The following is a 19,465-nucleotide window of genomic DNA, read 5'->3' on the forward strand; positions in this document are numbered from 1 at the left end:
TTTTTTGCATAGTGAGGTTATGTATGTGAAACGATATCGACATTTATACTTGCTAAGTTTTACGTTACTCATTTGTTTTGTCGTATTATCACTTTCGTATCATACCGCTTGTATTGAGAATTTTGACAATATAGTCGCACATTTTATTCAAAGCTTTCGAAACGATTATTTGACGACCTATTTTACTTGGGTGTCTTTTATCGGTTCCAAAAGAATATATTTTCCATTACTCATTATTCTTGTAATGTATTTTCTCGTTAGAAAAAAGTTGCTTAGTGCGTTACTTCTAACAATTAATTACTACGGATCTCGTTATTTAAACAGTATGCTTAAACTATGGTACGAACGAGCAAGACCTGATGTCACGCAGCTTGTTACTGCAACTGGATATAGTTTTCCGAGCGGTCATACGATGAATGCTACTGCTTTTTTAGGATTTATTGCATACGTCACAATTACTGAAGATCGTATTTCATTGCATAAAAAATTATTAATTATTCTTATAGCAAGCTTTGTTGTATTATCTATTTCAGTTAGCCGAATATATCTTGGCGTGCACTATCCATCTGACGTATTAGCAGGATGGGCAGCTGGCGGTAGCTGGCTCGTTTTATGTGTTATATTTCATAAAACGTTCATAAAAAAAGAACCTATGTCATAATAGGTTCTTTTTTCATTGGCTCAACATGAATGTGTGCATGGTAAATTCCGAACTTTTTGCGAAGCATAGCCTCGATATTGTCAGTAATACAGTGACTTTCTCCAACATCCATACGAGCATCTACCTCAATTGTAATATCAACGTACGTTTGATTCCCGTACATACGTGCTCGAATATCTACAATGTTTTCCACACCGCCAATATGTTCAATAGCATCAGCGTATTCCTCCATTTTATCAGGATCAATTCCATCTGTTAGCATATGAGAAGATTCTACGAAAATCTCCCATGCAGTTTTACAAATAATAAGACCAACAATTAAAGCGGCAATAGGGTCTAAAATAGGCATTTGGAACTGAGAACCGACAATACCTACTACAGTACCAATACTTACGAGTGCATCTGATAAATTATCCTTTGCAGCGGCTTCTAATGATTTACTTTTTGTTCGTGCTGCAATTTTTTTCGTATACAAATACACGCAGTACATAACGACAGCAGAAAATAGAGCAACCCATGCAGCGAGTACATTAGGTGCTGCTTGTTTCGGATTTAAGAAAGATTGAATGGCACTAATAACAACTTCTAATCCGACTGTTGCCATAATGAAGGACGCAACAAGTGATGCGATTTGTTCGGCCCGCGAATGCCCATACGGATGATCTGGGTCACGAGGTTTACGAGATATTTTTAGACCAATTAATATTGCTAAAGAAGCACCGATATCCGTTAAGTTATTTAAACCGTCAGCACGTAATGCACTAGAGAGGGTAATATAACTGATGATGATTTTCATAGAGGATAAAAATATGTAGGCCATAATGCTGACAATAGCACCTTTATCAGCTTCTTTATGAGAAAGAGTATCCATTGTAATCACTCACCTTTCTTTAAAGGAATTCTTTCTATAAATAGAGTATCAAACGAAAGTCGTGTGGGTCTATACAAACATTGTTGACGTTTTATAGCTTTTTAAGAAGGGGATAACAAAGTTTCGTGAAGGAAAAATATGTTGAAAAGTACAAAGTCAGGGTGTAAACCGAATTGGAGTTTATTTACTAAAGAGATAGGAGGGTAGATGGATGAAGAAACGAATACTTTTCTTACTATGTATTATTTTTATAATGACAAGGTGTAATTCATTAAACGATGAAAAACGTCAAAAGATAAGTATGAAAATAGATGAAAGCCCTCTGAAAAATATTTTCCAGAGGGCTTTTATTTTAGTATGCTTCTAAAAACTCAGTAACTTGCTCTTCAGTTTTTGCGTTAGCACTATGTAAGTGGCCTAACTTCTCACCATTTTGGTATACAAGTAAACTTGGAATACCCATTACTTGATATTCTTCAGCGATACTTGGAAACTCATCTTTATTAATAGAATACCATTCAAATTTATTGAACTCTTCCATTACATCTCCGATAAAGTTGTCCATACGTACGCAATCTGGGCACCATGTAGTAAAGAACTTAACAACTACAGGCTCCTCGCTTGCGATGATGTCTTTGAATTCTTGTTCTGTTTTAATTTCTTTCATAAGTAAAACTCCTTTCAATATCACACGAATTTATATGCAAAATTCGTATTTGCAAACATGTTGCAAACTTATTATTTGTTTTTTAGTTTTGTAGTTCGTTCACACTTATAAAATTGTATGTAACATGACTGCGCTACTAAGTGTGAAAATAACGAAACCTCACTTTTCTTTATAAGCTTTTTCCAGGATTGTGTCAAACTTTTGAATTTTATACAGAAATTAAAGAAGCCCACACTTTGATTGAGTATGGGCAGAGGGACTAAAATTAATCGCTTATTAATTTCGAATAGATATTTAAATCGATAAGCTTTCCAGCTGATTTTTCGCTCTTTCTCAGAGTACCTTCAAAAGTAAAGTTTAATTTTTCTAATACTTTTATGGAATTTACATTTGCAGGTTCAACTTTTGCTTCAACACGATTTAGTTTTAGATGTGTAAAAGCATAATCTAATAAAGAGGATATTGCTTCAGGTGCATATCCTTTACCCCAAAATGTTTTTGAAATATCATAGCCAATCTCAGTCTTTGAGTTTTCAAAATCTAAGGAATTATAGCCACATGAACCGATAATGTGATTAGATTCTTTTTCAATAATAGTAAAACGTATAGCTTTATTGTTTTGAGCGAGTTCGTTAAGGAATTGAATCATATCTTTTGCCTCGTTCTCATCAGTGAAATTACTTATATTCATGAATTTAGTGACATCAGGATCAGACCATATTTTAAACATACTTAGTGAATCAGATGCTTTCATTTTCCTTAAATATAATCTCTGTGAGTGTAGTTCTGTAATCAATACTTTTACCTCCGTTATGTTGTAATGATAGGTAGATTAAAAATATTGATATCTGCGCATAATTCAGTCCCTTCTAGATTAATTAACTTTTATTATACAAGAAAATTACTACATTGAACAAAGGCGTTAATTGGAGGTAACGAAATGACAAACTCATCAATTGAATATTGCGTTCAGTGTGATTAAGAAAGTGGTGTATAAAGATGGGACGAGATGAGAGTTACTTCCAAACTAAAAAAGAGTAGATAATTTAAAAACATTTTACATTCATTTAACCATCTACTTACTAGTCAATCTGATGCTTTTTTTACTTTTTAAGTAGTGAATTAGCTATTTTTTATTTTAATTACAAAAATTGAATAAGGTTAGAAATTATATGGTTGTAATGGGAATTAAGGGATATGAATAAAAAAATTTATCCCGCATTAACGGGCAGTAAGATCCTCACCTCAAAATTCAGCGGAAGCAAAGAAGTTAGGTGGAGTCGGGCTGCCCGTAAAAGCCCGATTGGTGAGGGCTGATTAAAGTTTCACTTTATTAGGGATTTGCCTTAAACATTTATTACAGTCAAGAATATTTATAATAATATGAACTAAAAAAGGTCCAATTTTTGTAATGTTGGAGGGGATTATTGTGGACATAACTCAAAGCGTATCAAGAATAGTGGTTAATGGGAAAGACCTTTCTTTCACTTCAGTTCAAACCTCTGCATGGAATCATGGACCTGTAAATGATTTAATCGTTACGACGAATCAGAGAGTGAATGAGCTTTATCAATTCATGTGGTCACAAGTACCGGTTACGATTTCGGTATATTTCCTTCAAGGAGCGGATTTACTTAGGTTCGTTAGGGTTGCGGGAATTAATGAGCGTGTAACAGGAGAATATGTATATCATTTCATTTGGTAATAAGAAGGAGTCAAAGTAGTCTAGCAGCTACTTTTTTATTTTGTCATTTGAATATAAGCGAGCGGACTAGCTTTATAGTATCCACTGAAATAAAGAATCATAATATAATTTGTAATAACTTATACGGGAAGGGAGCTGAAAATCATGTTTTATTCATATTTTAATTCTGAAACTGGTATGCGACCAGCGTATGGTACATCTATAACGTATAGTGGAGCACAAAGTACAGTCCAAGCTATTCAACAAGCATTGCAAATGCAACAACAATTGCAAATGCAGCAGCAAGGTGTACAACCGTATTATTCTTCCATAGAGTATTTTTACCCAGTACATCATGTTACACCGTACGGAAGTTCTTTTCTTACTATTCCATATGGAACTGTATACAACTTATAACTAATAAGGAATGAAGTGGTGTATATAAATAAGGGTGCAGGTTAATAGCGCCCTTATGAATAATAAAAATAGCTAGTCCAAACCTTATAAATCAATCTTACATAATATGTAGTAATAAGTTTGAAAGGGGAATTAGTATGTCTTGTTATTACTACTGTAAGTATTGTAAGGAGTATAAAAAGAAGCATCATGATTGTTGTAAGAACACTAGTAAGTGCCATGATAACAAGGACAATCTTGTTAGAGCATCCGCATTTAGAGCTAGAAATACAGTAAATCAAAATGTTCCTGCTAATACTTTTGTGAAAGTGTTATTTCAAAATGAACAATTTGATTTAGCGAATGAGTATAATCCAGCAACATCTATTTTTATGCCGAAGACTAAAGGAGTATATTCTATTATTGGAACGATTGGTTTCTTTCCAAATGATCTAACTTTAAATTATAGAGCGCGTGTAGAAATTCGTGTGAATGGAAACGCAGCGATAGCTATAGATAATGACTTTTTTGGTCCAATAAGTTTTGGAAATGTAGTAAGTGTTTCGACGATTGTTCAATTGAATGCAGGGGATGAAGTTGAGATTTATGCACAAAGTAGTATAGATGGAGTTTTAAGTCCTTTAGAAGATGGTGCACATTTTGAAGCAGCTAGATTTCCTTCTCCAATTAAATAAAGTCATTAAACAATGAATTTACAGAAGCTTAAAGGTAAACCCTCACCGAAATGGTGAGGTTTTTTTACTCTATTAAAAATAGTAACAGGTCGTCCAAGCTATTCTAATCTATATAGCATACTATGTAAAAATAAGTGTAAAGGGGGACTAACTATGTCTTATTATTACTGTAAGTATTGTAAAGATTACAAAAAGGAAAGTCATGATTGTTATAGGAAAAGTAGTAAATGTGATAGGAAGTATGTAAAGGTGAAGTGTTGTGATGATAAGAAAGAGGAGCTTGTAAGGGCATCGGCATTTAGAGCTGTGAATACAGTTAATCAACCTGTTCTAGCAAATACTCCTGTTAAAGTATTATTTCAAAATGAACAATTTGATCTAGCGAATGAATATAATCCAGTAACATCCATTTTCACTCCGAAAACTAGAGGGGTATATAATGTATTAGGAAATATAACATTTTCTCCAAATGATTTTAATGTGAATTACAGAGCTAGAGTAGAAATTCGTGTAAATGGAAATCCAGCAATAGCGATAGATAATGATTTCTTTGGAACAGGAGTATTTTTTAATAATGATGTTTCAGTAACTACTATTCTTCAATTAGAAGCAGGAGATTTAGTTGAAGTTTTTGCAGAAAGTAGTATTGCGGGCGTAATTATACAAAATGTTAATGGTTTAAATACGGTTCACTTTGAAGCAGCAAGATTTCCTTCTCCAATTAAATAAAACAGATCATTAAATATTTTTTAGTAGGTTTAGTTAATCCCCTTACCAAATGGTGGGGGATTATTATTGTTTTTCTAAAATATATAAGTAAATAGGTAAAGTATAGTTTAATTTTCAGAGGCTTCAACCTTCTTCAGGTATTGAACAAAATAATATGTAAATAAGTAACATGCTTCTGAAAACTCATTGTTAGTAAGTTTACTAGTTTTCTTATAGAACAAGAAAGACGGAATACATAAAAAATCGTATCATTACGTTTTTTTTACTATATAGAAATTACATATTGAACATAGATTTGTGTAGGCAATGCTAATACACTGAAAAGAATAACATAAAGGCGAGTACACTATATAAAAACAAAATCAATCCTAAGATGAGTAGTATTGGATGCAGCTTGAACATATTTGACCTCCTTGTGTATATAAAGAATTTTAATATATTGTTGGTCAATTTAGAAGGGGGACGGTTACATAAAAAAAGAGCATACATAAAAAGTACGCTCTAAAGAAAGATAGGTTTTATGAGTGGATAATCTCCATACGATAATATATGTTCTTTTAATAAAAACGTGTAAAAAATCAATGAATTATCAATGGAATATCATAAAATGTGTAATTTTAGTTTAGGAATGCATCTATTTTCTTTCTCAGTTATTTTAGGTAACAAATTTGTGAAAATCGTACATTATGCGGACTAACAACGGGATAGCGATCGTACTTCAGTCACATATTTCTTAAAGTCTGGATATTGCGTGATAGTTTGACATCTAGGGGTGCATAGTTGATTAATTATAGACACATTTGTAATTACTTCGTTACAAGGACCGAAAAATGTAACTTTTAGTTTTGAATTTGGTGGGATTTTGAACCCGATAGGTTTTTTTTCCATGAAATCAGCTCCTAATATTGAGTATTATAAGTTAAAGGATGTAGAGTCGTATTAGTATAATATGAAACTTCAGTGGATTTGCTTATAATAAAGAATTTCATAGTAGTAAAATTGCTTAAAGATGTAAAGGGGAAATTGAGAATGCGAAATAAAACGTGTAATTAATATAATCAATAAATACGCAAATGGTTAATATAACTAATGCATTTTTTTATTTTCTACATATTATGTTAGTAAGAATTGTATAAGGAGGTAGTATAAAATAGTGGAAGAAAATGTACAAGCTCAGCTTTCGCCACCGTGGATCACATATTTTAATGAATTAAAAAATTCAATAGGTGCTGATCCAACTGTTACAGTTGGGCCGCTTATTCCTGTTGGTGGTAATTATATTATTTTAGTGCATGCGTTAAGTAATGAAAAAGCGAGAGCATTAGCAACGCTTTTAAAATCTTTTGTACAATTTGGGAATGTAAGTGTGACAGTTATTGTAACGAATAATGAGAATGAAATTGTAAATCCATTTCCTTGTCCACTAGATGCATTTGAAATAGCTCATTTATTTCAAGTAGCACTAGAAAATAATCCTTATTTTGAACAAGTTGTGGTACAGCCTCAGTTCCCTGGCGGACCGAATGTTGTCTTTCCGGTTTTCGCCGCGGAAGTCATTCAGTTTTTCAATGACGATATTTCTAACTTATGTCAAACGTTTACAGGTGTTGCTGCCAATGTATTTCGTGATGTAATGAATGATGAGGTTTGTGATAGCCCAATATTATTTTCTACAAGTTGTGTTATGAACAGTGAAAATACACAATTACAAAATAAAGATTTAACATCAAAATTGTTTTATTAGACTATAAAAAGACATTTTCATGAATAGAAAATGTCTTTTTTATGCACCAATAGTGTGCAGATTGGACAATTGTAGGTTAGTAGGAATAATCTTCTATTAATTAAAAATTTTCTGAATCTCAAATTTCATGGAAAGATAGTAATTTTGACTTAAGAATATATAGAAAATGAGGAATGATTTATATTAGCTGAAAGGGAATTGATATTGGAAGTTTTAATTTAATAATGTAGGGGGATTTTTTCTAATATCCGTAAAAATGATTGATACCTTGATTGATAGGACGAGATTACATAACAAATGAATAGTAGGGTATATTTCAAATATGAGAATGTTTTATATGGTATATATATTAAAGTTAATAGAAATATTTCTGAAAGAGAATATATTTTTTAAAACAGTAACGATTCTTTTTATTTATATTATAGATAGCTAGTTTTAGAGAGATAAGGCTTACAATAAAACAAGCTATGAATAAGACATTAAAAAGGAGCTGGAATGTATGGGTTATATTGTAGATATTTCAAAATGGAATGGAACTATCAATTGGGATATTGCAGCATCTCAGCTAGATTTAGTGATTGCTAGAGTTCAAGATGGCTCTAATACGGTGGATTTTATGTATCAAAATTATGTTAGTGAAATGAAAAAGTATAGTATCCCATTCGGTAATTATGCTTTTTGCCGTTTTATATCTATTGCTGATGCAAAAAAAGAGGCACAAGATTTTTGGAATCGTGGTGATCAATCAGCTAAGTTTTGGGTGGCGGACGTAGAAGTTCAAACGATGGCAGATATGCAAGGCGGGACACAGGCATTTATTGATGAATTACGCCGTTTAGGTGCGGAAAAAGTAGGATTATATGTAGGGCATCACATGTATTTATCATTTGGAGCACGTAATATTGAAGCTGATTTCGTATGGATCCCTCGTTATGGAGGGAATAAGCCAGCATATCCATGTGATATTTGGCAATATACGGATTCAGGGAATGTTCCTGGGATTGGGAAATGTGATCTGAATCGATTAGTAGGAAATAAGTCACTTTCTTGGTTTATAGATTCGAACAAAGCAAATCAATCTAACATAGTGTATAAACAGCAACCGAATGGCATTGGTATTGCAGTTTCGAAATATCCTGATGGATACGGAATAAATTTATATGAGAATCCCATGAATCCTCAATTTACAGGTGCACTCACTCAGAAAATTCCATATTTAATCTTAACAGGTTATTGGGGAGGCGGTGAGCAAGATATGATTTGTTTAGGGAACGATAAGCAGTGGGCATATTTAAAACATTTTAAGGTGAAATGGTTTTATGCAACTTCGAAATATCCTGTCGGCTACAGAGTAAATTATTATGAAGAGCCTGAATGTATGAATTATAAAGGAAATATAGATGGATCGACATCTTTTCGAGTGTGGCGTAGAGTGGGAAATGCGGTAGATATCGGGCAGAATAGTTGGATACCTGAAGAACATGTAAGTATTAAGTAACTATAGCAGCCGTATTGTTTTTGAGGTGTATGTAAAGAGTCTTCTTACTATACATAATAGTAAGAAGACTCTTTATGTTTAAAAATGGAAATGCATGATACATAGTCAACTCATATGAAATGAATTACATGCAGAAAACACACTGTTTTCACAATGCCTGTGTATAGTTAATTTGCATAATGATAAAAGTGAGGTATTTGAATTGAAAAAGAAAAAAATATTTATTGGAACAGTTATTTCATGCGTGATGCTAGCATTATCTGCATGTGGTTCTTCAGACAACGTAGTAACATCAAAAGTAGGAAATGTTACAGAGAAAGAATTAAGTAAAGAATTAAGACAACAATATGGAGAAAGTACTTTATATCAAATGATGTTAAGTAAGGCATTGTTAGATAAATATAAAGTTTCGAATGAGGAAGCAAAAAAGAAAGTAGAAGAAGCAAAAGATAAAATGGGTGAGAACTTTAAATCAACTTTAGAACAACTTGGATTGAAAAATGAAGATGAATTAAAAGAAAAAATGAAGCCAGAAATTGCATTTGAGAAAGCGATTAAAGCAACAGTCACAGAAAAAGATGTGAAAGATAACTATAAACCAGAAATGAAAGTAAGTCACATTTTAGTGAAAGATGAAAAGACAGCTAAAGAAGTAAAGGAGAAAGTAAATAATGGTGAAGATTTTGCTGCCTTAGCAAAACAGTATTCAGAAGATACTGGTTCAAAGGAACAGGGCGGGGAAATATCTGGTTTTGCTCCTGGACAAACAGTGAAAGAATTTGAGGAAGCTGCGTATAAATTAGATGCAGGCCAAGTAAGTGATCCAGTTAAAACAACTTACGGTTACCATATTATTAAAGTGACGGATAAAAAAGTATTGAAGCCATTTGATGAAGTAAAGGAAAAAATTCGTAAAGATTTAGAACAACAAAGACTACAAGATACGACAGGTAAATGGAAACAACAAGTAGTCAATGATTTATTGAAAGATGCTGATATTAAAGTGAATAATAAAGAATTTAAAGATACATTTAAATTTCTAGAAAAGAAATAATGATTGTAATCATAATTAGAAAAGGGAACTCATATAGAGTTCCCTTTTCTAATTAGTGTGTGAGTTATAAATAGATAGTAAGACAATACAATATTACATTTAAATATTAAGAATTACAATGGAAAATAATGGATGATAATTAAAGGTGCTATACTATTTCAACGAAAGTGGATATTATACGGTTTTCATTATGCAAGTTTGTTACATATATTTATTCTTTAATAATGGATATCGAACATAATTTAAAAAATAATACATATAATGTTTTTGAATAAATATTTAATATGGATAATTAGTAAAAAGCTGAGCATTCGAATGGAAAGGATGTTCTTTTTGGTGTGAAAATTTTAGGATAAATAATGAATCGTATTAAACGCGTCATTTACCATATCAATAAATTAAGGTGGGGAGAATATATGAAAGTAATCTTTCAAGGAGAGGGCGGCGCGAAAATTTTTGAGTCATATGATGAAAATGTAAGTGATTTATTAGCTATATTAAAAGAAACGAAAGGGATTAAAATCGGAATTGTTGAGTATAAAGTGTTAAAGTACGAACTCAATTATTTTCGTCATCCGAAAAAAGCGGATACAGAGAGAGAGTTACATATAATAGTACAACCTAAGTATATGTAATGAAATAGAATAATAAAAATCACTGATTCAGTTTTGTAAAGTTTCATAGAGTATGTAAGAAAAGAGAGTGTTGTAAATGCTCTCTTTTCTTATGCTTTGTGAGTTCGTTCATCATAGTATATGTGTTCAGTTATAGATGGTTAATAAACGAAAAAATTTAAAACTTTTTTGTTTAGGCAGGGATTTTATATTTGAGTAAATAAATATACTATGAAGTATTTTTTATACGAATATTGGAGGAGTATAAAATGAGTTTAGCAAGTTACATAGGCTGTAATGTAGAAATTCCGTTAACGGAGCCCGATTCTAATGATGTAATTGTTTTTGGACCATGTTTTGCAGATGAAAGTATGCTTGAAATTGTACAAGAGTATCAATTCTAAAAAAATTATATATATGAGGTTTCAACTAGTTGGGGAATTGAACTTGTCGAGTGGCAAAACGTAAAGGAAAAAAAGAAGCGAAAGAAAAACTTTTAGCTTTATGCAAGATTATGGAAGGTTATTTGGAAGATGGAGACTATTTCGAATTATTCAGTTGTTGGGTTGGTGATGAAGATAAGGAACGAGTAGGGGAATTGAAATTAAAAATAAATCATTTTAATATAGATGAATTATGTATTCCAGAAAGAACATTAGTTAGAATAGAAAAATAAACATTGAAATATTTTTTAAGAAAAGGCGATTTCACTTTGTGTGAAGTCGCCTTTTAGTTGTTATATGCATTTTACATAAGAAATGAGAAGTTTATTTGATAAAGGAAAAAGTATGGAGATAAATAAAATTATGTTTTTTGTTAAAAAATAATAAGTATGGCTCTTCTCAAAAGAACGTAAGTTCGTGTATAATAAGAACGAATGTTCTTTTGAGAGGTAACCTAATTATAGTTTAGAAGTAAATCCGAGTTTAGTGCGTATTAAAAATAACTAAGGGATAGTATGGCTAAATAAATGTATAAATGATCAAGGAGATAAAAATGAACGATGTAAAGATACAAAAAGAAGAAAGAGAGTGGGTTCCGTTTACAGTAATATCCGAACAACTTTTAAATATGAGAAAGATTATTGGAGAGAAATTAAAAGTACAAAAACCGCTTTTAACAAACGAAGCAAAAGAGAGAATTTCTGATAAATTATTAACGTCATTACTGTCTGAGAAAGAAATATTGGTAACATATTTTGAAGATGGTTACATACTAACAAACTACATGACTGTTGTACATATCAATCCGGTAAAACAAATTGTAATTTGTACAGACGCCTTTTATAAAACTTACGTATTTAACGCTATGGATATTATTGAAATAACGTAAAAGAAGCTGAATATTAAATGGCAGCTTCTTTTATTTCTGATTTATGAGACAAATAATACAAGAAAAAGCAGCTAGCTTCGTGCTAGCTGCTGAGCCCCAGGGAAAGGGAGAAAAAGATAGGGTACTCCAAAATCAACAAGAGCTGTCAAACAGCCTGATTATAGTATAGACAAATTAAAATTTTCTATACAAAAAGTTGAACATAAGATTAGGCTGTACCCACTTGGTTTTGATCTGCAAGGTCAGAATCAAATGTATTGGTCGCGCTAACACCGCTAAAAGTATTAACAACAAAACCAACGTTTGATGCGCCAGAGCCATTATAAGCTTTCGTATTTTCTTTTGGAGAAACGTTGTAGAAATCACCTAAGTTAAATGAACCATTACTATTTTGTACAACTAAATTCCCTACAACTGATGGCATAATTTTCACCTGCTTTATAATAAGTTGTTAACATTACTATATGGAGTTATAGTCCAGATGGTTCATATAATAAAAATTGTGGAATAGTAAAACGTTTGGAGCATGGATTTCAATAAAAGTGTGTTAAAATTAATATAATAAAGTTGAGTAATTTTTAAAAAAAATTTGTATAATTGATATATACGAAAATAAAGGAGGCAAAATGTAATGAAAGATATTATGAAAAAAGTTGATTTAACAGATGCCAAATCAAGTAATCTTGTTGCACTAATTTATAGTAATGAAGTTATATTAGTTGAAGACGCATTTTGTCCAAATGAAATAAAATTAAAGTTTAATGAAATTGCAATTTTATCTGCAATTAAAACAGCTCATATTGCGAAAGTGTCTATTAGGAAAGAACTTGAAGCGCTTTTTCATGATACGGGTGTTATATTAGTGAAACAAAATGTTGATTATGGTAGTAGCCAATCTATTACCATGCATTTTGAGCAATTTAAAAAATTGCAATATGAGATTGAATATTTAAATAAAAGTATGTAATAAGGCAGCTAAATAAAGGTTCTATCATAAAGGTGGAATGTGTTGTGTTGAAAAAGTGGTTTGAAAATTATTTGGGTGAATCGCATTGTAAACATAAATATATTTTTATTAAGATGCAGGATAATGAGGATTTTAAAAAAGTACATTAGGTGTAGTTTATATTTACCAGTGTGAGAAATGTGGAAAAGAGAAGTTGAAATGTAAAAACGATAATGAAATAAACAATGAATTTTTAGATATATAGCAAAAAGTAACCATGATGGTTACTTTTTTTATTTATGTATGCAATATCAAAACCATTACTAAAGTATGAGTTGAGTTGATACTATAGTAAATGGCTGAATAAAAATGAAGAGAGTAAGATATAGGGAAGGAGGATGAGAGAAATGCAGAGAAAAGAAACTGGTAAATCTGTAATTATTACAGGTGTGACACAAGGGTTAGGACGTGCGATGGTTGACCGATTTCATGAATTAGGGTGGAACATATATGGTTGTGGACGTTCAAAAGATAAAATTGAAGAACTAAAAAAACAGTACAGTAAAATACATGATTTTCAAGTAATTGATGTTTCAGATTCTCAGCAAGTTAACAACTGGGCAAATTATATACTTAATAGACATACGGCTCCCGATATGATAATAAATAATGCATCGATTGTAAATCAAAATGCACAACTTTGGAAAATTACGGCTCAAGAATTCGAAAATGTAATGAATGTAAACGTGAATGGTGTAGTAAATGTAATAAGAGCGTTTGTTCCCACAATGGTAGCTAGGAAAGAAGGAATTATCATTAATATGAGTTCTAGTTGGGGGAGAGAAGGTGAAGCTGAGCTTGCGCCATATTGTGCCTCGAAATTTGCAATTGAAGGTATCACTAAATCTATGGCATTGGAATTACCTCATGGCATGGCTGTAGTTGCTTTAGATCCTGGAGGGAGTATTAGTACTCCAATGCTGAAGTCATGTGCGCCACAATATATAAATGAATCACCTACACCTGAAACTTGGTCACATAAAGCAACTCAATATATATTGAATATAACAATAGATAAAAATGGAGATTCATTGACATGCCCAGCATGCATATAAAAAGCACCTTTAAGGTGCTTTTTATATTAGTAGCACATTATATCATTCACAAAATTACATTTGAAAAATAAAATAAAAGATTAAGGGTGGAATTTATTTATTCCGCTATTTGCCGATCAGTAAGACCCCCACCTCAAAATTCAGCGAAAGCAAAGAATTTAGGCGGGGGATGAAGAAAACCCCACTGATTAAAGTTTCACTTTATTTTGAAGGGTTTAGAAAATATTTAAATAGGTGATAAAAATGAATCCAAGCGGTTTAAAAGTTACAGGGGCATGGTTTCAAGTAGGAGGGAACCTTACAGCTGCAATTGGAACGACAAGAGGATTTATTGGAGAAGAGAAAGTTGAATCGGATCTTGTTATTGTAGGAAGCTCATTACAAGCCCTCGGGTATATATTACAAATCATTGCGAGCAATTATGATGATGGGGAAGAAAAAAGAGAAAATCAAAATATAGGCTTAGAGAATCAAAGTAAATTACTTGATCAAATAGGAATTGAGCTATTAGCATTAGGGAATATATCAAATGTAATAGGAACATATTTTAATATAAATGAACAATCGAAAGAAAATGATTATCTTATTATTACAGGGAACAGTTTACAATCGATCGGTGCTTTTTTAGGAATAGAAGCAGCTTTGATGGATATAAATGTACTACAGAAAATTATTATATTAGGTAACTCCATGCAAAGTTTAGGTGCTGGATTACAAGCGTATCAAGGTGTTTCAAATGTATTGAAAGATGAGAGAGAAAATGAAGATAGTATTTTTGATAAGAAGGATGAGAGAATAATTGCACTCATTGGTATTTGGATACAAGCGATAGGAACGTTAATTTCTGCAATTGGAGTAACTGCAATAGAGGAAGAAAATAGGCTAGAAAACAATGAAAAGGTTGAAATACTTATATAAATAGAAGGAGATACATGAATTTTATAGGTACGTTAAGATTAAAATAGTAGTAGGTTTTTTTGCCTATAGATAGAATATATAAAGTAAGAGATGTTATATATACTTAATGAAAATTTATGTAACAACAACATCATAATGTTTCTTTACGTATGTTTTGAAAAGGGATATATAAAATACAAAATAAGGAGTTTTCAAGGGATGATGTATTTATTAGCAATTTTTCTTCCACCTGTTGCTGTACTATTTTGTGGAAAACCAATTCAGGCAATAATAAATTTCATATTAACATTAATATTTTGGGTTCCAGGAGTTATACATGCAATTCTTGTAGTGCATGATAAAAAAGCTGATCGGCGTTTGAAAAAACAAATTCAAACATATGATGAAATTAATAAGAGGAATCGAAGATAATTCATCTGTGAAATGTTTTTAAAAGAAAGGAGGATTAACCTCCTTTTTTTAGTGGGTGTTAAGTTTAAATTTTTGTGTGGCGGAAAGAATTTTTAATATAAGTTTTATGATAATAACTTTTAGATTGTGCATGTAATAGGCCAGTATAAATACTTTCTGGTACATTAAAGAAATCGTACATACCGTTCTTTAATTGGATTCGCAAAATCATAGAAAAAGGATTATAGCCAACAGCAACTATATTTTTTGAAATCACGGGAGATAGCTTCATCATTACGCAACTCCTCACTTTTCATTTTTAATAATTTCTTGTATATGTTGAGGTTGTGATGTTGAAATCCTTATAATTTAAGAGGTATTATACTTATATGCAATATATTAAATGTTTGTTATACGTAATTATAAGGAAGTTCACACGAAGTACATATCGTTGTGCTATTTTTATTTCACCTTTGATTTATAAATAAGAAAATATTGACCATTTGAAAAAAAGGTATATTATTTATACGAGGTATTAAAAATTCACTTTTTACATTCTATGCTTAAAGGGGCAGCGTTATTAGGAAAAATAGAAGTGAAAATAGTTTGTATAAGAAGTATTCTAAAATTTATAATCTGTGAATTGGGAAAATATTGAATGCTCCAGGTCAATATACTTTCTTAATCAAATGCATTTTAGAAAGTGACCTCAATATTTTTAAGTAAATCAACGGGAGAATTGAAAGGCAGGAGAAAGTAACATGTCAGAAAATTATCGTTCTCGAGAGGAACGACGACAAGTTAAAAAGAAAAAACAACCAGCTTCTAAAACACAAAAACCAAAAGGTAAAACATCATTCTTTCGCAAGTTTTTAATTACTTGTTTATTACTTGGTATTGTTGGTTTAGTGGCGGGGGTTGCTACCTTTTTCGTAATGATTAAGGATGCACCAAAACTTGAGAAAGCAAAACTTGTTAATCCGTTATCCTCAAAAATTTATGATAAAAACGGGGATTTGGTATATGAATATGGAAAAGAAAAAAGGACGAATGTTACGTATGAGCAAATACCTAAATTAGTAGAAAATGCATTTTTAGCAACAGAAGATTCACGTTTTTATGAGCATAGCGGAGTAGATTTTAAAGGTACTGCGCGTGCTGTTCTAGTAAGTCTTAAGGGAGATTACGGTTCTCAAGGTGGAAGTACGATAACACAGCAAGTTATTAAAAACTACTTCTTATCAATGGACAAAACACCAAAGCGTAAGGCGCAAGAAATATATTTAGCTTATAAGCTAGAACAACAGTATTCAAAACATGAAATATTAGAGATGTACTTAAATAAAATTAACTTAGGAAACCGTTCATATGGGATCGCAACAGCAGCACAAAACTACTATGGTAAAGAATTGAAGGACTTAACATTACCAGAAGTTGCGATGCTGGCAGGTTTACCGAAAGCACCGAATAACTATGATCCAACGAAAAAAGAAAATGTTCAAAAAGCAACAGAAAGAAGAAATGTTGTTCTAAACTTAATGAATCGACATGGATATATAACAAAACAGGAAATGGAAGAAGCATCAAAAGTTGACGTAGAAAAGGGACTCAAGCCTGCAACTCAACTACAAACAATGCCATACCCTGTATTTATGGATGCAGTTGTGAAAGAAGTAGAAAAAGAATTGCCAGATGCTAATATTGGTTCTGATGGTTTAGAAATTTATACAACGTTAGATCCGAAAGCGCAGAAACTTGCTGATAATATTTTAAATAATAATATCATTGATTATCCGAACGATAAATTCCAAGGTGCATTTACATTTATGGATACGAAAACAGGAGAAGTTCGTGCTATAGGTAGTGGCCGTGGAGAAAATAAAGCTGTATTTAAAGGGCATAATATGGCAATTGAATTAGATCGTGCAGCTGGTTCAACGATGAAGCCGATTTTCGACTACGCTCCTGCAATTGAATATTTAAAATGGGCTACGTACCATCAAATTGATGACTCTCCATTTAAGTATTCAACGGGACAAGAAGTACGAAATTCAGATAGAAGTCATATGGGCCCTATTACAATGCGTGTAGCATTAGAAAAGTCACGAAATATCCCAGCAATTAAGACTGCGAAAGAAGTTGGAATTAATAAATCAAAAGACTTCTCTGAGAAATTAGGCATTACATTTAATACGGCACCGACTGAATCAACAGCGATTGGTACAAATGAAGTATCACCAACTGAAATAGCGGGCGCTTATGCGGCATTTGGTAATGATGGTAAATATACGAAACCGCATTTTGTTAAGAAAGTCGTTTATCCAGATGGTAAGTCACAAAGTTTTGGACAAAAACCAAAACAAGTTATGACAGATTCTACAGCATATATGATTACAGATATGCTTCGTTCTGTAGTTACATCAGGTACTGGTACATCTGCAAATATAGCATCTTTAGATGTAGCTGGTAAAACGGGTACGACAAACTACTCATCAAAACAATTAGCTCAATATAAAATTCCAGAAAGTGCAACTCGTGATAGTTGGTTTGCTGGATATACACCGCAATATACGATGGCAGTATGGACAGGGTATATGAAAGATGGTAAAGACGAGTATATTAGTAGTAAAAATACGAAAATTGCACAGTTGATCTTTAAAGAAATGATGAGTGAAATGGCTACAGATAAATCACGCTTTAAAATGCCAAGTAGCGTTATTCAAGAAGGTAGTGAGCTACGTATAAAAGGTGAAAAACGTGATTCATCGCCAAATACTAGCGTACCGGATACAACGGAGCAACCAAAACAAGATCAACAGCAAAAAACTGAAGAAGAGAAAAAGCAAGAAGAATTAAAGAAACAAGAAGAACTGAAAAAACAAGAAGAGCAAAAGAAACAAGAGGAACTTAAGAAGCAAGAAGAACAAAAGAAACTAGAAGAGCAAAAGAAACAAGAAGAAGAAAAGAAACAAAATGAACAAAATAACGGAAATGGTCAAGGAACGACACCTCCAGCGAATAACGGAGGAGGTCAAGGAACGACACCTCCAGCAAATAACGGAGGAGGTCAAGGAACGACACCTCCAGCGAATAACGGAGGAGGTCAAGGAACGACACCTCCAGCGAATAACGGAGGAGGCCAAGGAACGACACCTCCAGCAAATAACGGAGGAGGCCAAGGAACGACACCTCCAGCGAATAATAATGGAGGTCAAGGAACTCCAACCCCACCTGCAACAGTACAACCAAATAATGGTGGAAATGCAGGAGAGGTTCCTGCCAATAATGGACAATAAGAAAAATTTATAGAAAAGTTTTCAAAAGAGCACTTAAGATTTGTAGGAATTTACAATCTTAAGTGCTTTTTTTATTTTGCTACAGAAAATGTAATGTTAAGGGCTGGATAGAAGAAAAAGAGTGAATTAACGTAAAGAGAGGAAAGTCTATTTGCAAAAGATGGTATGTGTTGGTTATCCCGCAAAGTGACTAACTGTGATGAATCATATAAAGTATTAAATAAGTAAAAATTATATTCAAATCTTTAATAAATATCTTTCTTTAATGGTTACTTTAGTTGGGGGAATAATTTAAAAAGTCGAATTTCTTATTTAGGAAATTCGACTTTTTATGTTGAAAATGGAGTGAGGTTAATCTTTATTGCAATGTAGGGGGAATACAGTGATGGCTATTAAATGTTAAACGTGCCATAAAAATTTTGAAAATAAATTGATGGGAAATGATAAAAGACTTGAGCCTGAGGTGGTGGAGCGTAGCTAGGGTGATAAAAGGTAGTGCTACTTGGATGGGCACCATGATGCCAAAATGAAGGGGTAGCTTGACCTGGTGATTGGTATTGTTGCCAAATTGCTGGAAGTTCAATGCCGACATCGGAACTTGCTGTATGAACGGCGGGGGCATGTATTTCGGGTATGGAAGGAACCGCGACAGTTACTCTTGATGATAATACCCACATAAAATAATCACTCCTAAGTTGTGATAATAAATTAGTATATTCTTTTCACACGTATAAAGGTACATATATAGGACTTTCGTTTAAAACATGCGTACAAAGTCTTAAGAACCTGTTTAGAATCTATGGTATAATCTGTACAAAAAAGGATATTTTCTATGATACATAATTATACAAGTAA

22 protein-coding genes and 3 pseudogenes are annotated in these 19,465 nt (G+C 32.2%); 18 read left to right on the forward strand and 7 right to left on the reverse strand.

Annotation, left to right across the window (positions count from 1 at the left end; translation table 11 throughout):
• The first annotated feature begins 25 nt into the window (after positions 1-25).
• Positions 26-661: a phosphatase PAP2 family protein gene (locus ACQRBL_RS11040; RefSeq protein ID WP_000833369.1), complete on the forward strand. Its 636-nt coding sequence runs from the start codon at positions 26-28 to the stop codon at positions 659-661.
• Here the strand turns inward: ACQRBL_RS11040 and ACQRBL_RS11045 are convergent.
• From ACQRBL_RS11045 to ACQRBL_RS11055, 3 genes are all read right to left on the reverse strand, one after another.
• On the reverse strand, positions 651-1,532 hold the full coding sequence (locus ACQRBL_RS11045; RefSeq protein ID WP_000380385.1) for a cation diffusion facilitator family transporter: 882 nt from the start codon (positions 1,530-1,532) through the stop codon (positions 651-653). The genes ACQRBL_RS11040 and ACQRBL_RS11045 overlap by 11 nt on opposite strands.
• Before the next feature lie 352 nt (positions 1,533-1,884).
• Entirely contained in the window at positions 1,885-2,199 is a 315-nt protein-coding gene (locus ACQRBL_RS11050; RefSeq protein WP_000658787.1) for a thioredoxin family protein, read from the reverse strand.
• A gap of 265 nt (positions 2,200-2,464) precedes the next feature.
• Entirely contained in the window at positions 2,465-2,995 is a 531-nt protein-coding gene (locus tag ACQRBL_RS11055; RefSeq protein ID WP_023521854.1) for a GNAT family N-acetyltransferase, read from the reverse strand.
• Between the two features lie 203 nt (positions 2,996-3,198).
• Between ACQRBL_RS11055 and ACQRBL_RS11060 the strand changes: the two are divergent.
• From ACQRBL_RS11060 to ACQRBL_RS11080, 5 genes and pseudogenes are all read left to right on the forward strand, one after another.
• Positions 3,199-3,308 (forward strand): annotated as a pseudogene (locus tag ACQRBL_RS11060) (2TM domain-containing protein); the annotation flags it as partial.
• Positions 3,309-3,628: 320 nt separating this feature from the next.
• Entirely contained in the window at positions 3,629-3,904 is a 276-nt protein-coding gene (locus tag ACQRBL_RS11065) for a hypothetical protein (protein ID WP_000355695.1), read from the forward strand.
• A 144-nt stretch (positions 3,905-4,048) separates the two neighbouring features.
• Positions 4,049-4,300: a DUF3947 family protein gene (locus ACQRBL_RS11070; protein WP_000500094.1), complete on the forward strand. Its 252-nt coding sequence runs from the start codon at positions 4,049-4,051 to the stop codon at positions 4,298-4,300.
• Positions 4,301-4,437: 137 nt separating this feature from the next.
• Positions 4,438-4,974 (forward strand): C1q-like domain-containing protein, encoded by a 537-nt coding sequence (locus ACQRBL_RS11075; protein ID WP_023521857.1) that lies wholly within the window; start codon positions 4,438-4,440, stop codon positions 4,972-4,974.
• Between the two features lie 153 nt (positions 4,975-5,127).
• Positions 5,128-5,703, forward strand: a complete 576-nt coding sequence (locus ACQRBL_RS11080; RefSeq protein WP_053564576.1) for a hypothetical protein — start codon at positions 5,128-5,130, stop codon at positions 5,701-5,703.
• Positions 5,704-6,396: 693 nt separating this feature from the next.
• Here ACQRBL_RS11080 and ACQRBL_RS11085 read toward each other — a convergent pair.
• Positions 6,397-6,591 (reverse strand): hypothetical protein, encoded by a 195-nt coding sequence (locus ACQRBL_RS11085; RefSeq protein WP_411996215.1) that lies wholly within the window; start codon positions 6,589-6,591, stop codon positions 6,397-6,399.
• A 265-nt stretch (positions 6,592-6,856) separates the two neighbouring features.
• Here ACQRBL_RS11085 and ACQRBL_RS11090 point away from each other — a divergent pair, with 265 nt between their 5' ends.
• From ACQRBL_RS11090 to ACQRBL_RS11115, 6 genes and pseudogenes are all read left to right on the forward strand, one after another.
• On the forward strand, positions 6,857-7,447 hold the full coding sequence (locus tag ACQRBL_RS11090) for a hypothetical protein (protein ID WP_411996214.1): 591 nt from the start codon (positions 6,857-6,859) through the stop codon (positions 7,445-7,447).
• 499 nt (positions 7,448-7,946) lie between these two features.
• Entirely contained in the window at positions 7,947-8,945 is a 999-nt protein-coding gene (locus ACQRBL_RS11095; protein ID WP_023521859.1) for a glycoside hydrolase family 25 protein, read from the forward strand.
• Between the two features lie 202 nt (positions 8,946-9,147).
• On the forward strand, positions 9,148-9,999 hold the full coding sequence (locus ACQRBL_RS11100; RefSeq protein ID WP_411996213.1) for a peptidylprolyl isomerase PrsA: 852 nt from the start codon (positions 9,148-9,150) through the stop codon (positions 9,997-9,999).
• Between the two features lie 416 nt (positions 10,000-10,415).
• Positions 10,416-10,634, forward strand: coding sequence for a hypothetical protein (locus tag ACQRBL_RS11105; protein ID WP_000864277.1), 219 nt, complete (start codon positions 10,416-10,418; stop codon positions 10,632-10,634).
• Positions 10,635-10,882: 248 nt separating this feature from the next.
• Positions 10,883-11,289 (forward strand): annotated as a pseudogene (locus ACQRBL_RS11110) (hypothetical protein).
• 320 nt (positions 11,290-11,609) lie between these two features.
• Entirely contained in the window at positions 11,610-11,945 is a 336-nt protein-coding gene (locus tag ACQRBL_RS11115) for a YolD-like family protein (protein ID WP_002093988.1), read from the forward strand.
• Between the two features lie 208 nt (positions 11,946-12,153).
• Here the strand turns inward: ACQRBL_RS11115 and gerPF are convergent, their stop codons facing one another.
• Positions 12,154-12,369, reverse strand: a complete 216-nt coding sequence (gene gerPF, locus ACQRBL_RS11120) for a spore germination protein GerPF (RefSeq protein ID WP_001141569.1) — start codon at positions 12,367-12,369, stop codon at positions 12,154-12,156.
• 207 nt (positions 12,370-12,576) lie between these two features.
• On the opposite strand from gerPF, the gene ACQRBL_RS11125 reads away from it, so the two are divergent.
• From ACQRBL_RS11125 to ACQRBL_RS11145, 5 genes and pseudogenes are all read left to right on the forward strand, one after another.
• Positions 12,577-12,912: a hypothetical protein gene (locus tag ACQRBL_RS11125; protein WP_000651909.1), complete on the forward strand. Its 336-nt coding sequence runs from the start codon at positions 12,577-12,579 to the stop codon at positions 12,910-12,912.
• 44 nt (positions 12,913-12,956) lie between these two features.
• Positions 12,957-13,156: pseudogene (locus ACQRBL_RS11130) on the forward strand (hypothetical protein).
• Between the two features lie 142 nt (positions 13,157-13,298).
• A complete protein-coding gene (locus ACQRBL_RS11135; RefSeq protein WP_411996212.1) occupies positions 13,299-14,006 on the forward strand; it encodes an SDR family oxidoreductase in 708 nt (235 codons plus the stop codon).
• A gap of 243 nt (positions 14,007-14,249) precedes the next feature.
• Positions 14,250-14,924 carry a DUF6944 family repetitive protein gene (locus tag ACQRBL_RS11140; protein WP_001069868.1) on the forward strand — a complete coding sequence of 225 codons (675 nt, stop codon included), beginning with the start codon at positions 14,250-14,252 and terminating at the stop codon, positions 14,922-14,924.
• 198 nt (positions 14,925-15,122) lie between these two features.
• Positions 15,123-15,335, forward strand: a complete 213-nt coding sequence (locus tag ACQRBL_RS11145) for a YqaE/Pmp3 family membrane protein (RefSeq protein WP_411996211.1) — start codon at positions 15,123-15,125, stop codon at positions 15,333-15,335.
• 64 nt (positions 15,336-15,399) lie between these two features.
• On the opposite strand, the gene ACQRBL_RS11150 is transcribed toward ACQRBL_RS11145, so the two are convergent.
• Complete coding sequence (locus ACQRBL_RS11150; protein WP_000977080.1) at positions 15,400-15,609, reverse strand: KTSC domain-containing protein; 210 nt, start codon at positions 15,607-15,609, stop codon at positions 15,400-15,402.
• A 466-nt stretch (positions 15,610-16,075) separates the two neighbouring features.
• Here ACQRBL_RS11150 and ACQRBL_RS11155 point away from each other — a divergent pair, with 466 nt between their 5' ends.
• Complete coding sequence (locus tag ACQRBL_RS11155; RefSeq protein WP_411996210.1) at positions 16,076-18,610, forward strand: transglycosylase domain-containing protein; 2,535 nt, start codon at positions 16,076-16,078, stop codon at positions 18,608-18,610.
• Positions 18,611-19,002: 392 nt separating this feature from the next.
• On the opposite strand, the gene ACQRBL_RS11160 is transcribed toward ACQRBL_RS11155, so the two are convergent.
• Complete coding sequence (locus ACQRBL_RS11160; protein WP_063547175.1) at positions 19,003-19,287, reverse strand: hypothetical protein; 285 nt, start codon at positions 19,285-19,287, stop codon at positions 19,003-19,005.
• Positions 19,288-19,465: the final 178 nt, after the last annotated feature.

Origin of the sequence: Bacillus sp. AF62, from assembly GCF_050312695.1 — a bacterium.
GTDB classification, from domain to species: Bacteria; Bacillota; Bacilli; order Bacillales; family Bacillaceae_G; genus Bacillus_A; species Bacillus_A cereus.

Coding starts and splice junctions, on each gene's coding strand:
- ACQRBL_RS11115 (WP_002093988.1), top strand. CDS start 11,610: ATGAACGATGTAAAGATACAAAAAGAAGAAAGAGAGTGGGTTCCGTTT.
- ACQRBL_RS11085 (WP_411996215.1), bottom strand. CDS start 6,591: ATGGAAAAAAAACCTATCGGGTTCAAAATCCCACCAAATTCAAAACTA.
- ACQRBL_RS11045 (WP_000380385.1), bottom strand. CDS start 1,532: ATGGATACTCTTTCTCATAAAGAAGCTGATAAAGGTGCTATTGTCAGC.
- ACQRBL_RS11075 (WP_023521857.1), top strand. CDS start 4,438: ATGTCTTGTTATTACTACTGTAAGTATTGTAAGGAGTATAAAAAGAAG.
- ACQRBL_RS11125 (WP_000651909.1), top strand. CDS start 12,577: ATGAAAGATATTATGAAAAAAGTTGATTTAACAGATGCCAAATCAAGT.
- gerPF (WP_001141569.1), bottom strand. CDS start 12,369: ATGCCATCAGTTGTAGGGAATTTAGTTGTACAAAATAGTAATGGTTCA.
- ACQRBL_RS11080 (WP_053564576.1), top strand. CDS start 5,128: ATGTCTTATTATTACTGTAAGTATTGTAAAGATTACAAAAAGGAAAGT.
- ACQRBL_RS11145 (WP_411996211.1), top strand. CDS start 15,123: ATGATGTATTTATTAGCAATTTTTCTTCCACCTGTTGCTGTACTATTT.
- ACQRBL_RS11070 (WP_000500094.1), top strand. CDS start 4,049: ATGTTTTATTCATATTTTAATTCTGAAACTGGTATGCGACCAGCGTAT.
- ACQRBL_RS11050 (WP_000658787.1), bottom strand. CDS start 2,199: ATGAAAGAAATTAAAACAGAACAAGAATTCAAAGACATCATCGCAAGC.
- ACQRBL_RS11160 (WP_063547175.1), bottom strand. CDS start 19,287: ATGTGGGTATTATCATCAAGAGTAACTGTCGCGGTTCCTTCCATACCC.
- ACQRBL_RS11140 (WP_001069868.1), top strand. CDS start 14,250: ATGAATCCAAGCGGTTTAAAAGTTACAGGGGCATGGTTTCAAGTAGGA.
- ACQRBL_RS11155 (WP_411996210.1), top strand. CDS start 16,076: ATGTCAGAAAATTATCGTTCTCGAGAGGAACGACGACAAGTTAAAAAG.
- ACQRBL_RS11095 (WP_023521859.1), top strand. CDS start 7,947: ATGGGTTATATTGTAGATATTTCAAAATGGAATGGAACTATCAATTGG.
- ACQRBL_RS11135 (WP_411996212.1), top strand. CDS start 13,299: ATGCAGAGAAAAGAAACTGGTAAATCTGTAATTATTACAGGTGTGACA.
- ACQRBL_RS11150 (WP_000977080.1), bottom strand. CDS start 15,609: ATGATGAAGCTATCTCCCGTGATTTCAAAAAATATAGTTGCTGTTGGC.
- ACQRBL_RS11105 (WP_000864277.1), top strand. CDS start 10,416: ATGAAAGTAATCTTTCAAGGAGAGGGCGGCGCGAAAATTTTTGAGTCA.